The following is a 15553-nucleotide window of genomic DNA, read 5'->3' on the forward strand; positions in this document are numbered from 1 at the left end:
TACAATTATTTTTCAAAGCGCACTTCAATAGCACGAGCATGTGCTTCAAGACCTTCTGTACGAGCCAAAGTAGTAATATCCTTCGCAACCTCTTGTAAACGTTCACGGCTAAATTGAGTAAAGGAAATGCGTTTTACGAAATCGTACACACCAAGTGGGGACGAGAATTTTGCAGTACCACTCGTAGGTAATACGTGATTTGTACCGCCTACATAGTCGCCCAATGGCTCAGAGGCATATCTGCCAAGGAATACGGAGCCCGCATTTTCTACCATGCTCATATATTCCATAGGGTCCGGTAATTGAATTTCCAAATGTTCTGGTGCTACTTCGTTCATCACGGTAAACATATCTTCTACGCTATCCATAACAGCAATATAGCTATTGTTTTCGATAGCTGGACGAGCAATGCTTTCACGAGGTAATTGTGAAAGTTGACGTTCTACCTCATCAGATACGAGGTTAGCTAATTTTTCACTATTGGTAACCATGATGGCACGAGCTCGTGGATCATGTTCTGCTTGAGACAATAAGTCCGCAGCAAGATGTACTGGATTAGCACTTTCATCAGCGATGACACCGATTTCACTAGGACCTGCAATCATGTCGATATCAACTTGACCAAATACTTGGCGCTTGGCAGTGGCCACATAAATATTACCAGGGCCTACGATTTTATCTACCTTTGGAATTTGTTCAGTACCATATGCAAGAGCCGCAACACCTTGAGCACCACCCACTTGGTATACCGCATCAACACCAGCAAGTTTTGCAGCGCCTAGCACAGCAGGATTAATGCCATCCTTTTGAGGAGGTGTTACCATGATAATTTCCTTAACACCAGCGATTTTTGCAGGCAATGCAGTCATCATAATGGTAGATGGATATGCCGCTGTGCCACCTGGAACATAGAGACCAACACGAGCCAATGGCGTTACCTTTTGACCACGTGTAATGCCTGGTGTATCCATATCGACAAAGCCTTGTTCAATTTCACGGCTATGGAATTCAGTTATATTTTTCTTCGCTACCAATAAAGCGTGTTTCAAGTCTTCTGGTAAATTGTCCCATGCCGCATCGATGATAGATTGATCCACCTTGAAATCATCAAGCTTTACGCCATCGAATTTTTCAGAATATTCACGGAGTGCTGCATCGCCATTAGCACGCACGTTTTCGATAATATCGTACACGCGGCGTTCAATTTCCATATCTGTTGTTTGTTGTGTATATTGGCGAACAATGCTAAGCATTGCATCAGGAGATTCTTTGTAAATTTTCATTGTATATCCTCATTTCAAACTATGTATATGAATACTTCTATTGTAAACGTTTCTCATCACATCACGATAGCATAGGCAATCTATTTTTTATCAATAGCTGATTGTAATTGGTCAATCAACGCAAAGATAGTATTTCTTTTTTGTTTTAATGCCAATGGATTTGCCACAAGGCGCGTTGAGATTGGTTGGAGCCAATCATAGATTTTAAGATTATTTTCTCGTAGCGTTGTACCCGTTTCCGTAATATCTACAATGGCATCGGCTAGACCTACGAGGGGCGCCAATTCAACGGAACCTTCGATTTTAATGATTTCTACGTCTTGGGATCCGAAATATTGTTTTGTAATGGTTGGATATTTTGTACCAATCCGTTGACGACGGCCTTCCTTCGGATTGTACCCTTCTAAGGAGGCCAAGATAAATTGGCATTGGCCCGTTTTCAAATCTAGCATTTCATAAGATGTATTGTCTTGTTCATCCAGTACATCACTACCAACGATGCCTAAATCAACGACACCATTATTCAAATATGTCGTTACATCAGGGCCCTTCGCTAAGATAACCTCTACCGAATCTCCCAATGGGATAATCAACTTGCGCGCTTTGTTGCGTAATGGTTCGCAGTCAATACCACAAGACTCTAAGAGTGGAATAAAATCCTTTTCAACGCGCCCCTTTGTCAAGGCGATGCGCAATTTACCATTATCTTGAATGTTGCTTTCACCTTGCATAAGCACATCTGTAAGGACATCGATGTTGAAAGCCATACCAACGGATGGCATCGGTGTGCCATCAAATCCAGATAAGAGACCATCATAGCGACCACCGCTGACGATGTATTGAGATACGCCATCTACATAACCTCTAAAGGTAAGGCCTGTGTAATAGGATTGAAGTGGTTCTGTAGACACATCAATGCGAACTTGTTGGCCAGTCGCTTCAATTTGTCCCGCTAGAGCCATAAGACTATCTAAAATACGTTGTGCCCCTGCAGGCAAGATGACTTGACTGAGCTCATTTTTAATATCATTTACAGTGCCGAATAAACGAGGCCAAATCGTAAGGAATGGATAGAGCGCGTTATTTTTAAATTCACTGATTAATTCATTGTAGCGTGGCAAATATTTTGTAAATAATGCATCTAACAAATCGGCCCGTTCACCATCAGTCAAACCCAATGCATCGGTAATGGCACGAGAGAAACGAGCATCGCCAATTTCTAATAATAAGGTATTATTAAGCTGTGATTCATTCACTTCTTTAATGATCGCAAAGCATTCTAGTTCAGCATCAATACCTTCATAGCCGACCATTTCGATGCCACCTTGTGTGACTTGGTTGATATCGCCACGATGTTGCTTATTTTTCATCAATACGTCACCAAGGTAGTAGAACTTGCGAGGCAATTCAATATTCGTAGTCGCCAAAAAACGACCAATTGGCATGGTTAAATCGGGACGGATAACCACAGATGCATCAGAACTACCAAAGAATTCGTACATATGTTGACCACGGCCTAATGTATAACCATTAAACACATCTTTGTATTCTACAAGGGGTGTAGAAATTTTTGTATACTGACGATTGCGGCAAAGGCTAAGCAAATACTGACTCACATCATCCTTACGCTCCGCTACAGCCCCTATATCATCACGAAAACCTGTAGGCAACTGTTTCTGTACCATGAGGATCATCCTTTCTATAAACCATGCTAATATTTCTATTTAAAATATATAGATTCTTTTAGATTTTATCACTTTAGCGTATTAAAGCATAAAACTATAATAATACTCCTCTATAGAATTGTCAATAGAGGAGTATTATATCTAGTCCCAAACCTTTGCTACATCTGCTACACTATGCGCATCAGATCCTAGCACAAAGGGTACACCAATAATGGCAGCTATCCCTTGAATAAAACGGCTTGGATACATTTCACCGCAATCAGGTTTAAAGAATCCACTCATATTATAGTCTAGTTCTCTACCTTGAACGCGCATAATATGTAATATATCGCTCACTAATTGAGCATTTCGTTTATCTAAATGGTGTTCAAAACCGAAATGGTGTTGGTACTTCTTAATTAAATCAAAATGACCGATTCGTTTTGGCGTATAGGCACCCAAATCAGCACGCACCGCTTGGCGAATGATACTAAAGTATTTATAGTACAGTTCACTTTGGTTAAACATCCAAGGGGCAAAGCCCTTTGCAAATTCATCTGTATTATAATCAACACAGTAGTATTTTCCACCTACACCATCCATAAAGTGAACAGACAGTATATTATCATCTGTTAATGGACCATAGCGATCAAGAAAGTCTTGAATATCGCTTTCAAAGCCAGGAATATAATCTACCTCAAAACCTAATGAAATATCGATATGTGTTCCATAGGCACGTTGTAATTCTCGCCCCAATTCAAGATAAGAATCCACTTGATTGAGTTTAAGAGACGCCGTATCATAGGCAATCTTATCACCGTCATACTCAGCCTCAAAGGCCTTTGGTAACGGAGCATGCTCTGTTAAACACACCTTTTCGATGCGCAATTCAATGGCTTTTTCAATCATCAATGCCGTTCTATCACCGCTACCATGTGGACATAATTCAGTATGAAAATGACCATCTACCAATCGGCTACGATACGTACTATTGCCTATGAACTGCCGTTCTGCTTTCATATTTATCATAACTACCTAACCCCTATCTATGTGGAACATATAATCCGCAACCCCACGGACATATGAATGATTTAATATCTATTATTATACCAATAATGCGTAAGTTTCGGTATCCTGATATTTACCATGTTTAAAACCAACTTCAGGGGTAAGCCCACAATAGGTAAAGCCGAATCGATTGTGTAATTTTGTGCTTCCCTCATTACCTGCAGTGATAACAGATACTACATTATGAATCATCGTATCCGCTTTGGCCATCTCCAAAATACGTTCCATCAGCCGCGTTGCCACACCTTGGCCACGGTAATCTTGGTGAATATAAATAGATAATTCTACAGTACTTTTGAAAGCATCCTTTAATCGATATGGTGAAAGCGATGCATAACCTACCACTACATCATCAATGGTTCCTACAATGATGGGATGATGCTCATCGCTGTGAGCATTATACCATTCATACCACTCTTCTAATGTGCGTGGTTCAAGGTCTAAGGTAGCTACGCCGTGTTCGACCTCGTAGTTGTAAATAGTTAAACAAGCAAACACATCATCTTTTGCAATTGATCGAATTATTAATTCACTCATATATTCCTCTAAAACAGTTTATAAAAATAACCTTAGTTGTAACTACCTATAACAATTGGCTCAACAATAAGACAAAAAAATAAGCAAGAAAAAGGACGAGCTGCAACTCGTCCTTTTTTGTTATATTGTAGGTAATTTTGTACGCTTTACTACCTATTTGTAGTATATCATAAATATATAACACTGACTAGTAATAGAAGATAGTCAATTATATCTCTATAATACTCCAAATAGAATAAGCGTAACTACAACTAACGCAACAATAACTATATAGTCTAATAGTTTAAGGCCTACAGACGCGGCAAAGCTATGTGTCTTGCCACCAAAGCCTCTAAGTTCCAAGGACAATGCCATCGTTTCAGAACGGCCTAAGGATTTTAGCAGCAATGGTTGGATAACAGAGGCATAGGATTTGATGCGTTTAAAGATATTGCCTTCTAAAGAAAGACCTCGGCAGGATTGCGCCTCTTGTACAGCCTTGCTTTCACCAATAAAATCAGGTACAAAGCGGAGGGCTGCTGTAAACATAAATGCATATGCGTAAGGAATTTTGCATTGTGTTACAAGGGCCGCGGTTAAATCTTGTAATTTAGTCGTTGCCAAAAGTGCAATAAATACGAGTGTCATGGCAAGCATACGAAGACCAGATACAACGGCAGATACAACGTCCCCGCTACCTAAGTATTGAACAGCGCCTAGGAATACGGCGAACACAACTAAAGCAAACACCGCCTTGTATTGTTTCCATAATAAACCGGTCAACAACAATGCTACTAATTCTACGACAACTAATGCCATCAATGACATCCAGTCTCGCAAGAAGATGGCCCATACGGATACGGCGAGGGTCATCAAAATTTTTGTTAATGGTACTAATCGTTCCATGGTCCCCTCCTATTCTGCCAATTGCGCGATAAGGCGCGTCCGTAATTCATCCATCGATTTGCAGTAGCCTAGTCCTGGTACCGCTTGTGAAAGCTCTACACTTGGTGGTTTTGTGAGACCAAGATCATGTAGTTCATCGGTAGATTTCGAAAATAATTCTTCTGGTGTACCATCAAAGGACACAGTACGATGGCCCATGATGATGGCACGAGAGCATTCAGAAGCCATGATTTCCATATCATGGGTAATCAATAAGATTGTAATGCCTTCGCTGTTCAACTGACGTAACAAGGCTAACAATTCTTTTGTTTCCTTTCCATCTTGACCACTTGTAGGTTCATCGAGGATGAGGATTTTGGACTGCATCGCCAACGCCGATGCAATAGCAACGCGTTGCTTTTCACCGCGACGCAATGTAGGCGGATACTCGTCACGCAAATGACTGATACCACAGCGATCTAACACTTCGTCCACAATGTGTGTAACCTCGTCTTTAGAACGTCCCAAGGATTCAGGACCAAACGCCACCTCTGTAGCCACAGTAGGTCTAAACATTTGGCGATCTGGTTGTTGGAATACATACCCAATAAATTGGCCGCGTTTAGATGGTGGCATAGATGTAATATCCTTGCCGTTATAACGGATGTGGCCTTCAGCAGCCTTTTCGAGGCCTACTAAGAGACGGGTAATCGTCGTTTTACCACAACCATTTTTACCACCAACGGCAATAAATTCGCCTTCACGAATGGTAAAGTTTACATTTCTAAAAATATCTACGGTAGGCACATAGCCAAATCGTAAGTTTTCTACCTTAAGCATGTGCGCCACCTCCTGTACTTTCACCTACATGATTACTATATTGGACTTGGCTTTCACCAGCATCACTTGTATGTTCATAACGAGAACGATCGATGGCCTTAGCCATTTCGATGTGATGAAGGCCCTTAATAGCCGATTCGATACTAAGCCAAGGTTCATCGCTATGATAACCAGCCTTTTCCAATTCCATATACGTTGTAAATACGGATGGCAATGCTTCTACATAAATATTATGATTGTACATGTATTCCAATGTTGTAGCCACATCGCTATCACATACGATTTCACCATCCACCATAAGCGCCATGCGATTAGCATATGGCAATACGGCATGCAAATCATGGTCGATAACCACAACAGTGATACCATGATTGCGGTTCAAATCACCAACAAGGCGATATAGTTCGGCTGTCCCATCGGGGTCAAGTGAACTAGTTGGTTCATCGAGAACAAGGACAGATGGATTGGTTGCCAGCACGGAAGCAATCGCCAAACGTTGACGTTGACCGCCTGACAAACTCGTAATTTTACGATCCTCAAGGCCTTCAATACCAACTTGTTTAAACACCTCTGCACAACGAGCATCGATGGTTGCTCGATCGTAACCACGGTTTTCCATAGCGAAGGCTACTTCTTCGCGAACCGTCATCGTTACGAGTTGTGTATCATAATCGGCAAGAACAACGCCAACATGATTTGCTAACTCAGGAATCGATAATTGCGTTGTAGCCTTACCATCTACGAATACCATACCTTCTAGACGACCGCCATAGAATTTTGGCACCGCCCCAACCATAGCCATACAAAGCGTACTTTTACCACAACCGGCAGGACCTGTTACAACGAGGAAATCACCATCATGCACATCGAGGTTGATGTTCTTTAACGTAGGCGCAGTCGCCTTAGGATGGTAATAGTTCATATGCTCAATGGAAATCTTTGCATCCCGTTCTGGCGTAATAACGAGACCACTATGGTCGCTAGAAGCTTCGCTACCGGTAGGCAACATGCCTCGCTTAGCGAACATCTTTTGAGCTGGAATATATAAAATCGGTGTAATGGCCGCATTAACAGCAGCTACGGCGAGTACGGCTGGCCAAATCACAAAGAGATATACATTGTTAGGCAAGCCTGCAATTTGCCACAAAAGAGTAATAAAAATACCACCAGATACAACAGTACTTAAAAAAGCTGTTACGATTGGCGTAATTTCGAAAGAACCAATTTTGCTAATTTTCATAGTAGCCATAGTACGAGCAATAAGCGTTACCATCAATGCACCAGCAGGTTCTGAAATCAAGTTACCATATGGGAAACCAGATTTTGATGTCAACACCTCAATCAAGGCCGCCACTAAACCAATGCCCAATGCTTGAGATACACTAGGTTTCGTCAACAAGATCGCTACGCAGTACGCTGAAATCATCCAGTTTGGCGTAATCCCTGCAAAACTAGGACTCACCAAGTGCAAAATTGTACCTAACGCAAGCATTAAGGTGCTCACCGTTACCCATCTAAACTGTCCACCCTGGTCATGAGTGTACACAAGATCCTTTATTCGTTCCATAATAGCCTCTTTTCTAAAAATGAATATATAATCTATATTTTATCACTCTTCGAGGACTTTTGCACGCATGACGGTTAAAAGTAATATCTCAACTTGTATAAACTCACTTCAGATCTTTTAATCTTTCAGTGAGAAACGTTTCTACACATTCCTCAAAGCTTAGATCCATGCGTTCCGCGAGGATTGCTAACCACCATACACATTCGCCAATTTTAGATGGTAACAATTCTTTGTCTGCACTAGGCCAACGACCTTGATTATCCATAGTCAATCGCCCCACTAAGCCCGCATCAGTTAAAAATGCCAACGCATCTTCTTCTACCGACCAAACAGAACCATGTATCTCTTTTTCTAGTTCAAAATATTTATTTCTTATTTCTTTTGAAAGTAAGTTTACTTCTTTTAAATCCATGATGTCCTCCTAGAAAGATTTCTTAATACCCAAATCAAGTATAACCTGATTCGTCTTAATCTATTATCAATACATGCTAAATCAATTAAATAGCTAAAATCTAGATCTACCTGTTCTCTTGGTGTTAAAAATAGAATAAGAATGGCTTAATACCCAACTAAGAAATATTAAGTCATTCTCATTTTTATTTTCCTGAAGTTTTATCTTCGCTAGTTGTTTCAGCAACTTTCGCTCTAATGTCTTTTGCCGCTCCTGCGGATTTTTCTTTCACGGTATCTGTAATATCCCTAGCTGCATCAGCCGTTATATCTTTCACTTCTCTAGCCTTTTGTTTTAGCTCTTCAGCCTTCACCTTAAGGGGCGCTTCTAGGTCCTTTGCCACATCTGCAGACTTAGCTTTTACTAATTCATTTACATCATGTGCTGCATCAGCCGATTTCGCCTTTACATCCGCCGCCTTTTCCTTAACTAAGCCCTTTACTTCTTGCGCCGCATCAGCGGATTTAGCCTTTACATCTGCCGCCTTTTCTTTAGCCAATACCTTTACTTCTTGCGCTGCGTCAGCAGTTAAATCTTTCACAACACTAGCCTTGGATTTAGCTAATTCTTTTACGTCCTTTACCGCATCTCCCAATTGATCTAGAAATTTCATGTTAGTTCCCTCCAAATAAATTTGTAATGAATGCCTTCTCTCTTTCAATTACAGATTAAGATTAAATAAAATCTTACTTTTATATCATTAAATCACAATGCATTCAAATTATAAAGAGTGTTCACGCATCTTCATGTTACTATTAAAATCATTTTATAGCACCATCTATTAATGATGGTGCCTTTAAAAACTAATGTACTTCATCCAATAGTATTTTAAGATAATCACGTCTACTATTTAATATTCTATCAATATAAATAGTCCGATCTAAATAACGGTAAAAACTTAAATAATTATGACAAAGCAAATATCTATATTCAATTTTACTTCCCATGTTTATCAATAATCGCTGTCCCATTTCTGGAAAAGCTCTTAAAGAATCATTCGTAGTCACTATATCCGAAATAGTTTTCTTAGCTAACTCAATATCCCCGGTTTCTTCTTCTATAAAGGATTTTATTTTAAGCAAATCTTCTCGTGCTTTTGGTGCATAACTAATTTGATGATCCATAGTTAAATCCCCAATTCACTCTTTAGTTGCTCTGATGAAATCCACCCTTGTTCTTCACCAGATTTGCGACCTGTCTCTAAAGCGCCCATAAGTTTTATCGTAGCCATTACACGTTCATAATCTTGAATATCCATAATTGCATATCGGCCTCTACCATTTTTAGTTAAGAATACAGGACTATCTATAGCAACATCACGCAATACTTCAGAATAATTACGTAAATCTGAAATCGGTTTTATATTCGGCATACCATCACCTCAAAAAAACTTTAGTAATATAACACTCATTTTTCAAATATCTTATTATTATTGTAGTTAAATTATCATGTAAATTCAACATCAAATTTTACAGCTTTTCCCAAATTACTATCAACATATATGATACTGCTTTCTTCCTTTTCTTGTTATATACTTGTGATATAATGCGCATAGATACTTATATACGAAGAAATCGACAATAATTTAATAACTAATATAATAAATTCTAATTACATCCATGTAATACATATAATTTATCTTTAATAAAGGAAATCCATCATGGCACAAGCATTAATCGTAATCGACATACAAGAAGGCTTAGTTAAAGAAAATCCTTTCAATACAAAAAATTTTATCATAAATACAAAAGCAATCATTCAACATTTCAGAGATCAAAATATAGAAGTCATTTTTATCAGACACTCTGAAGCTGAAGGTTTATTAGCAACAGGTAGCGATAATTGGCAAGTCTATCACGAATTAAAGCCTCAAGAAAACGAAAAGATTTTCAATAAATATTACAATAGCATCTTCAAGGACACTGAATTAAAGGAATATTTAAACCGAAAAAATATTACCGATTTAACATTTGTAGGAATGCAAGTGGAATTTTGCATTGATACATCTGTGAAAGTAGGCTTTGAATATGGTTATAAAATCACCATCGTCGAAGATGCGATTTCAACCTTTGACAACATCCATCTATCTGCCGATCAAATCTTATCCTTTTACAAAGAAAAAATTTGGAGAAATCGATTTGCGCAACTAAGAACAACAAAAGAAATTCTAGCTATTAATTAAATTGTTATTCTCACTTTCTCGTCATATAGTTGTGATATAATGCATATAAATACTTATGCCTAGGACATAGGAGGTCTACATGTACAAATATATTACAATCTTAGGCGCTGCAGGCCAAATTGCACAACGCTTAACGGCGACGTTATTAACATATACAGATATGCACATTACTTTATATGGACGTCAATTGAGCACACGCATTCATCCGGAAATTTTAGAACACGAACGGATAACCGTTATCGAAGGATCGTTCCAAAACCCTAAAAAATTAGAGGAAGCCGTTAAGAATACAGAAGTCGTATTCCTCAGTGCTATGGAAACAGGCAGTGATATGGCAGCTATTGTGAAAGCACTTGCTCGCCAAAACATTCGTCGTATCATCGGCTTATCCATGGCCGGTCTATCTGGTGAATTTCCAAAAGCCTTAGAAAAATGGACCTTCGATAATCTACCAATTAGCTATGTACAAGGCGAACGTCAAGCGCGCAACGTTTTACGAGAATCTAACCTAAACTACACTATTTTGCGTTTATCTTGGCTCTATAACAATATGGAGAACACAAATTATGAATTTATCGCAGAAGGCGCTCCATTCAACGACGCACAAGTTACACGAGAAGCTGTGGTAAAAGCCGTGTATGATATCCTACACGTTGAAGACGAAACGCCATTCAGCCGTGCCAGCATTGGTGTGGGTGAACCGGGTACACACTACGATAAACCATCGTTTTTATAAACTACCATACATTAGGAGATATCTATGGGAAATTCAAATGATACAATCATCCTAGAAAGTAAAACATATAATAAATTAAAAGCCCAGTTAGAAATATTAACCGCTCTAGTGGAAGGACAAAATGATATCATTCAAGGACGTACAACAACCATAGAAGAAACTTTTAATCGTATTGATAAAATGATACATCAATTGGACTAATCTGATATTAATATCCTTAACGGTTTATAAAACCACCATATACCTTCGGTATACATTTCTTACTTAAGAAAATGTATACCGATTTTTTATTCCCATAATTTATGGTTATTTATGTAGATAAACAACGTTATTTACGCTATACTAATAACAGAATTAAGATACACTAATAAACAGGTAAGGAGATATCATGAATCGCATTGTTGTTATAGGTAGTTGCAACATGGATATTGTGGTCCTCGCGGATAAGCGTCCCGCAGCAGGCGAAACAATTATGGGCAACGAATTGCACATCGCTCACGGTGGCAAAGGTGCCAACCAAGCGGTTGCTGCCGCCCGCCTAGGCGCAGAGGTTACCATGGTAGGCTGCATCGGGGAAGATGCATATGGACAAATGATTTTGGATAACCTCAAAAAAAATCATATCAATACGGACTATATCGTCACTGTCCCAGATACGACAACAGGTACTGCTCATATCACGTTAGCCGAAGGTGACAATAGCATCATCGTCATCGCTGGTGCTAATGCTAAGGTAGACAAAGCTGTAGTCGATAATGCTTGGTCTGCTATCGAGCAAGCAGATCTCGTAATGGTACAAAACGAGATTCCTATTCCCACCATCGAATACATCGTTCGTCGTTGCCACGAGGCTAATGTAAAAGTCCTCTTAAATCCAGCTCCGGCAGCAGAGCTCAATCCTGAATGGTTGGAACTAGCAACCTATACTACACCAAACGAGCACGAATTATCGGCCCTCTACCCTAACAAAACTACAGAGGAAACATTATTAGCTAATGAAAATAAGATTATCGTTACTCTCGGCAGCCAAGGTGTAGGCTACGCAGACAATGGCGAAATTCACATTGTTCCTGGATTCAAGGTAGAACCAGTGGATACAACAGGTGCAGGCGATACCTTTAACGGTGCCTTCGCAACAGCTATCGTTAATGGTAAAAGCTTAGCTGACGCGTTGCACTACGGCAATGCAGCTGCGGCCTTATCCATCCAAAAACTAGGTGCTCAGTCCGGAATGCCTACGAAGGATGAGGTCGACGCATTCTTATCAGATAAATAGTAGGGAGCTGACTAGGACTTAAAAAGCTCCACCGGCCGGGTCTGACTACGGCCTACGGCCTTCGCAGGGCCAAAGTCGCTTTGAAAGTCCTAGTCAGCCCCAACAAACATTTATCTAATAACGAATACTTTCGATCTCTATATAATAAAAGGAACAATGAACGATGCTTTAGCAGCCTCATTCATTGGAATGAAAGGAATTTATATGCAACGACACGGTATTTTAAATAGCCATATTGCTAAGGTACTTGCTGATTTAGGTCACACAGATACAATTTGTATCTCCGACTGCGGATTACCAGTACCTGAAGGGGTTCAAAAGATTGATTTAGCCTTAGATTTTGGTGTACCAAGCTTCGAACAAGTGGTATCCATCATCGCTAAGCATATGAAATCCGAAGCGGTTCATGTGGCAAAGGAAATTAAGGAAAATAATCCTGAAGCTTATGACTTCTTGGAGTCTACCTTCCCATCCAATCAATACGAATGGATTGAAACGAGCCATGAAGCTTTCAAAGAAGCAACAAAACAATGCAAATGCATTATTAGAACTGGTGAAGCATCTCCGTATGCGAACATTATCTTGCGCGCCGATTGTATTTTCAGCGATCGTCCCTAGAGCAATAGATTAAGAGATACTTTCACCAATCATATAGGAGTAGTTATGGAAATTGTTATGTCAGGCATTGCAAAGGCATTTGGTACGAACCAAGTACTACGCGATGTAAGTATTACCCTCAAGGAGGGCGAGGTTCACGCCTTGATGGGCGAAAACGGCGCCGGCAAATCCACCCTCATGAATATCCTTACCGGGATTCACAAGGCAGACGCTGGTAAAATCACCATCGACGGCGTAGAGCGGACCTTCCCGAACCCAAGAGAGGCCGAGCTAAACGGTGTGGCGTTCATCCACCAAGAGCTCAACATTTGGCCAAATCTAACATTGTTAGAAAATCTATATTTAATGAGACCGAAGCGCAATAAATTCGGTATGCTCGATAAAAAAGCGATGCTCGAAGAAGCACAAAATACGTGCCGCGAACTAGGTATCGAATTGCCGCTCACAACGGAAGCAGGTCTTTGCTCCGTCGGTCACCAACAGATGACGGAAATCCTTCGTATCTTGATGTTAGATGCCAAGGTTGTCATCATGGACGAGCCGACAGCAGCCCTCACAGAACGTGAAACGGCGACATTGTTCAAAATGATGCGCAAAATGAAAGCCCGTGGCGTGGCAATCGTATATATCTCTCACCGTATGGAAGAGGTATTTAGCGAATGCGATACCATCACGGTTATGCGTGATGGTCACACCATCATTACAAAACCAACTGCTGAGATTTCTGTAGATGAAGTGGTACGCCACATGGTAGGTCGTTCTATCGACGAGTTCTACCCTGCTCGTACAACTACACCAGGCGAAGTTGTGATGAGCGTCGATAACCTCAAACCAGAAAGTTTCGACAACGAAATCTCCTTTTCATTGCGCAAAGGCGAAATCCTCGGCGTAGCAGGCCTTATGGGCGCTGGCCGTACAGAAATCATGCGCGCTATCTTTGGTGTAGATAAACACAATGGCGGTACCGTAACAGTTAACGGATCCGTTCTCAATTGTAAAAAACCAGAAGATGCCATCAAAGCTGGCATTGCTTTCATCACAGAAAATAGAAAGAGCGAAGGCTTGATCCTCGATTTCTCCATCGGTTCCAATATTACATTGCCGAACCTTGGCGACATTTGTCCATCTCATGTGCTGGATAAGGGCAAGCTCAATTCCTTTGCTAACGAATTGTCTAAAAAGCTAGGCGTTAAAACACAATCTATTCACGAACCGGCATCGTCCCTATCTGGTGGTAACCAACAAAAGGTGGTTATCGCTAAATGGGTAGGTAAAAAGCCATCCATTATCATCATGGACGAACCGACACGCGGTATCGATATCGGTGCGAAACGTGATATTTATGATTTAATGAACGAATTAACGAACGATGGTGTGTCCATTATCATGGTGTCCTCTGAGTTACCTGAAGTGCTAGGCATGAGCGACCGCGTTATGGTCATTCATGAAGGTCGCGTAGCAGGTATCTTGGACCGCAGCGATGCAACACCAGAATCGATTATGACATTAGCCACAGGAGGACAATAATGGACAGCAAAGCTCTACAATATGTGAAAAAATTAGGCCCCCTCATCGGCCTCATCCTATTATTTATCATTATCTCTGTCATGAACGACAGTTTCCTTGAATTCTCTAACTTGCGTAACTTGTTACGCCAAGTATCCATCAATGCGATCATCGCCTTTGGTATGACCTTCGTCATCTTAACTGGCGGTATCGACTTATCCGTTGGTTCTATCCTTGCCCTCTCTAGTGCAGTAATGGCCAACCTCATCGTAACTGGTACTGACCCTGTATTAGCTATTGTATTAGCCGCCGGTGCAGGCCTTGTATTGGGCGGTATTAACGGTCTCGTTATTACTTATGGCCGCGTAGCTCCATTTATCGCTACCTTGGCGACCATGACAATCTACCGTGGTGCGACGCTAGTATTCACAGACGGTAACCCAATCTCCGGTCTTACTCAAGATCCTCTATTCCACGGCTTTGGCCAAGGGGATATTGCAGGCCTTCCAGTTCCAGCCATCACAATGTTCCTTGCTTTCATCATCCTCTGGTTCGTATTGAGCCGCACATCCTTAGGCCGTAAAACATACGCCGTAGGTGGTAGTGAAAAGGTAAGTTACATTGCTGGTATCAAGATTGACCGCGTTAAAATCTTCGTGTATGCCTTGACTGGTATGCTCTGTGGTATCGCTGGTGCAATCATCACTTCTCGTCTTAACTCTGCACAACCTACAGCAGGTGCAGGCTACGAACTTGACGCTATCGCAGCAGTAGTTCTTGGCGGCACAAGCCTTGCTGGTGGTCGTGGTCATATCGTTGGCACATTAATTGGTGCCCTCATTATTGGTACCCTCAACAATGGGTTAAATATTCTCGACGTTTCCAGTTTCTATCAACAAGTTGTAAAAGGTATTGTTATTTTACTGGCTGTTCTTGCAGACCGTAAGAAAGCCTAGGAGGT

At 40.7% G+C, this 15553-nt stretch carries 18 protein-coding genes; 7 read left to right on the forward strand and 11 right to left on the reverse strand.

Annotation, left to right across the window (positions count from 1 at the left end; genetic code table 11):
- Positions 1-5: 5 nt before the first annotated feature.
- The 11 genes from hisD to O3598_RS05205 form a co-directional block, all read right to left on the reverse strand.
- Positions 6-1283 carry a histidinol dehydrogenase gene (gene hisD / locus O3598_RS05155; protein ID WP_316599184.1) on the reverse strand — a complete coding sequence of 426 codons (1278 nt, stop codon included), beginning with the start codon at positions 1281-1283 and terminating at the stop codon, positions 6-8.
- A gap of 80 nt (positions 1284-1363) precedes the next feature.
- Positions 1364-2968: an ATP phosphoribosyltransferase gene (gene hisG / locus O3598_RS05160; protein WP_119982456.1), complete on the reverse strand. Its 1605-nt coding sequence runs from the start codon at positions 2966-2968 to the stop codon at positions 1364-1366.
- Between the two features lie 141 nt (positions 2969-3109).
- Positions 3110-3976 carry a histidinol-phosphatase HisJ gene (hisJ, locus tag O3598_RS05165; protein ID WP_371452042.1) on the reverse strand — a complete coding sequence of 289 codons (867 nt, stop codon included), beginning with the start codon at positions 3974-3976 and terminating at the stop codon, positions 3110-3112.
- A 75-nt stretch (positions 3977-4051) separates the two neighbouring features.
- The gene (locus O3598_RS05170) at positions 4052-4552 is read right to left on the reverse strand and encodes a GNAT family N-acetyltransferase (protein WP_371452043.1); all 501 of its coding nucleotides are present in this window, start codon (positions 4550-4552) and stop codon (positions 4052-4054) included.
- Positions 4553-4768: 216 nt separating this feature from the next.
- Complete coding sequence (locus O3598_RS05175) at positions 4769-5437, reverse strand: energy-coupling factor transporter transmembrane component T (protein ID WP_371452045.1); 669 nt, start codon at positions 5435-5437, stop codon at positions 4769-4771.
- 9 nt (positions 5438-5446) lie between these two features.
- Positions 5447-6256: an energy-coupling factor ABC transporter ATP-binding protein gene (locus tag O3598_RS05180; protein WP_371452047.1), complete on the reverse strand. Its 810-nt coding sequence runs from the start codon at positions 6254-6256 to the stop codon at positions 5447-5449.
- Positions 6249-7823, reverse strand: a complete 1575-nt coding sequence (locus O3598_RS05185) for a tryptophan transporter (RefSeq protein WP_371452049.1) — start codon at positions 7821-7823, stop codon at positions 6249-6251. Before O3598_RS05185 ends, O3598_RS05180 begins: the two co-directional genes overlap by 8 nt.
- 103 nt (positions 7824-7926) lie before the next feature.
- Entirely contained in the window at positions 7927-8235 is a 309-nt protein-coding gene (locus O3598_RS05190) for a nucleoside triphosphate pyrophosphohydrolase family protein (RefSeq protein WP_016476084.1), read from the reverse strand.
- Positions 8236-8419: 184 nt separating this feature from the next.
- A complete protein-coding gene (locus tag O3598_RS05195) occupies positions 8420-8887 on the reverse strand; it encodes a surface exclusion protein (protein ID WP_371452052.1) in 468 nt (155 codons plus the stop codon).
- Between the two features lie 190 nt (positions 8888-9077).
- Entirely contained in the window at positions 9078-9398 is a 321-nt protein-coding gene (locus O3598_RS05200) for a type II toxin-antitoxin system RelE/ParE family toxin (protein WP_005381530.1), read from the reverse strand.
- 2 nt (positions 9399-9400) lie between these two features.
- Positions 9401-9646, reverse strand: coding sequence for a type II toxin-antitoxin system prevent-host-death family antitoxin (locus tag O3598_RS05205; RefSeq protein ID WP_005381552.1), 246 nt, complete (start codon positions 9644-9646; stop codon positions 9401-9403).
- A 288-nt stretch (positions 9647-9934) separates the two neighbouring features.
- Here O3598_RS05205 and O3598_RS05210 point away from each other — a divergent pair, with 288 nt between their 5' ends.
- The 7 genes from O3598_RS05210 to O3598_RS05240 all read left to right on the forward strand — a co-directional run bounded on the left by O3598_RS05210 (position 9935) and on the right by O3598_RS05240 (position 15548).
- Positions 9935-10456 (forward strand): cysteine hydrolase family protein, encoded by a 522-nt coding sequence (locus tag O3598_RS05210; RefSeq protein WP_005384462.1) that lies wholly within the window; start codon positions 9935-9937, stop codon positions 10454-10456.
- A gap of 79 nt (positions 10457-10535) precedes the next feature.
- Positions 10536-11192: an NAD(P)H-binding protein gene (locus tag O3598_RS05215; RefSeq protein WP_316601050.1), complete on the forward strand. Its 657-nt coding sequence runs from the start codon at positions 10536-10538 to the stop codon at positions 11190-11192.
- 24 nt (positions 11193-11216) lie between these two features.
- Positions 11217-11393, forward strand: a complete 177-nt coding sequence (locus O3598_RS05220; protein WP_371452053.1) for an antitoxin PHD — start codon at positions 11217-11219, stop codon at positions 11391-11393.
- A 187-nt stretch (positions 11394-11580) separates the two neighbouring features.
- Positions 11581-12468: a ribokinase gene (gene rbsK / locus O3598_RS05225; RefSeq protein WP_371450230.1), complete on the forward strand. Its 888-nt coding sequence runs from the start codon at positions 11581-11583 to the stop codon at positions 12466-12468.
- A gap of 204 nt (positions 12469-12672) precedes the next feature.
- Complete coding sequence (gene rbsD, locus O3598_RS05230) at positions 12673-13086, forward strand: D-ribose pyranase (protein WP_038149051.1); 414 nt, start codon at positions 12673-12675, stop codon at positions 13084-13086.
- A 45-nt stretch (positions 13087-13131) separates the two neighbouring features.
- A complete protein-coding gene (locus tag O3598_RS05235; RefSeq protein WP_005384448.1) occupies positions 13132-14613 on the forward strand; it encodes a sugar ABC transporter ATP-binding protein in 1482 nt (493 codons plus the stop codon).
- Positions 14613-15548, forward strand: a complete 936-nt coding sequence (locus O3598_RS05240; protein WP_004697939.1) for an ABC transporter permease — start codon at positions 14613-14615, stop codon at positions 15546-15548. Before O3598_RS05235 ends, O3598_RS05240 begins: the two co-directional genes overlap by 1 nt.
- The last annotated feature ends 5 nt before the right edge of the window (positions 15549-15553 follow it).

Source organism: Veillonella atypica (assembly GCF_041431435.1).
Lineage (GTDB): Bacteria > Bacillota > Negativicutes > Veillonellales > Veillonellaceae > Veillonella > Veillonella atypica.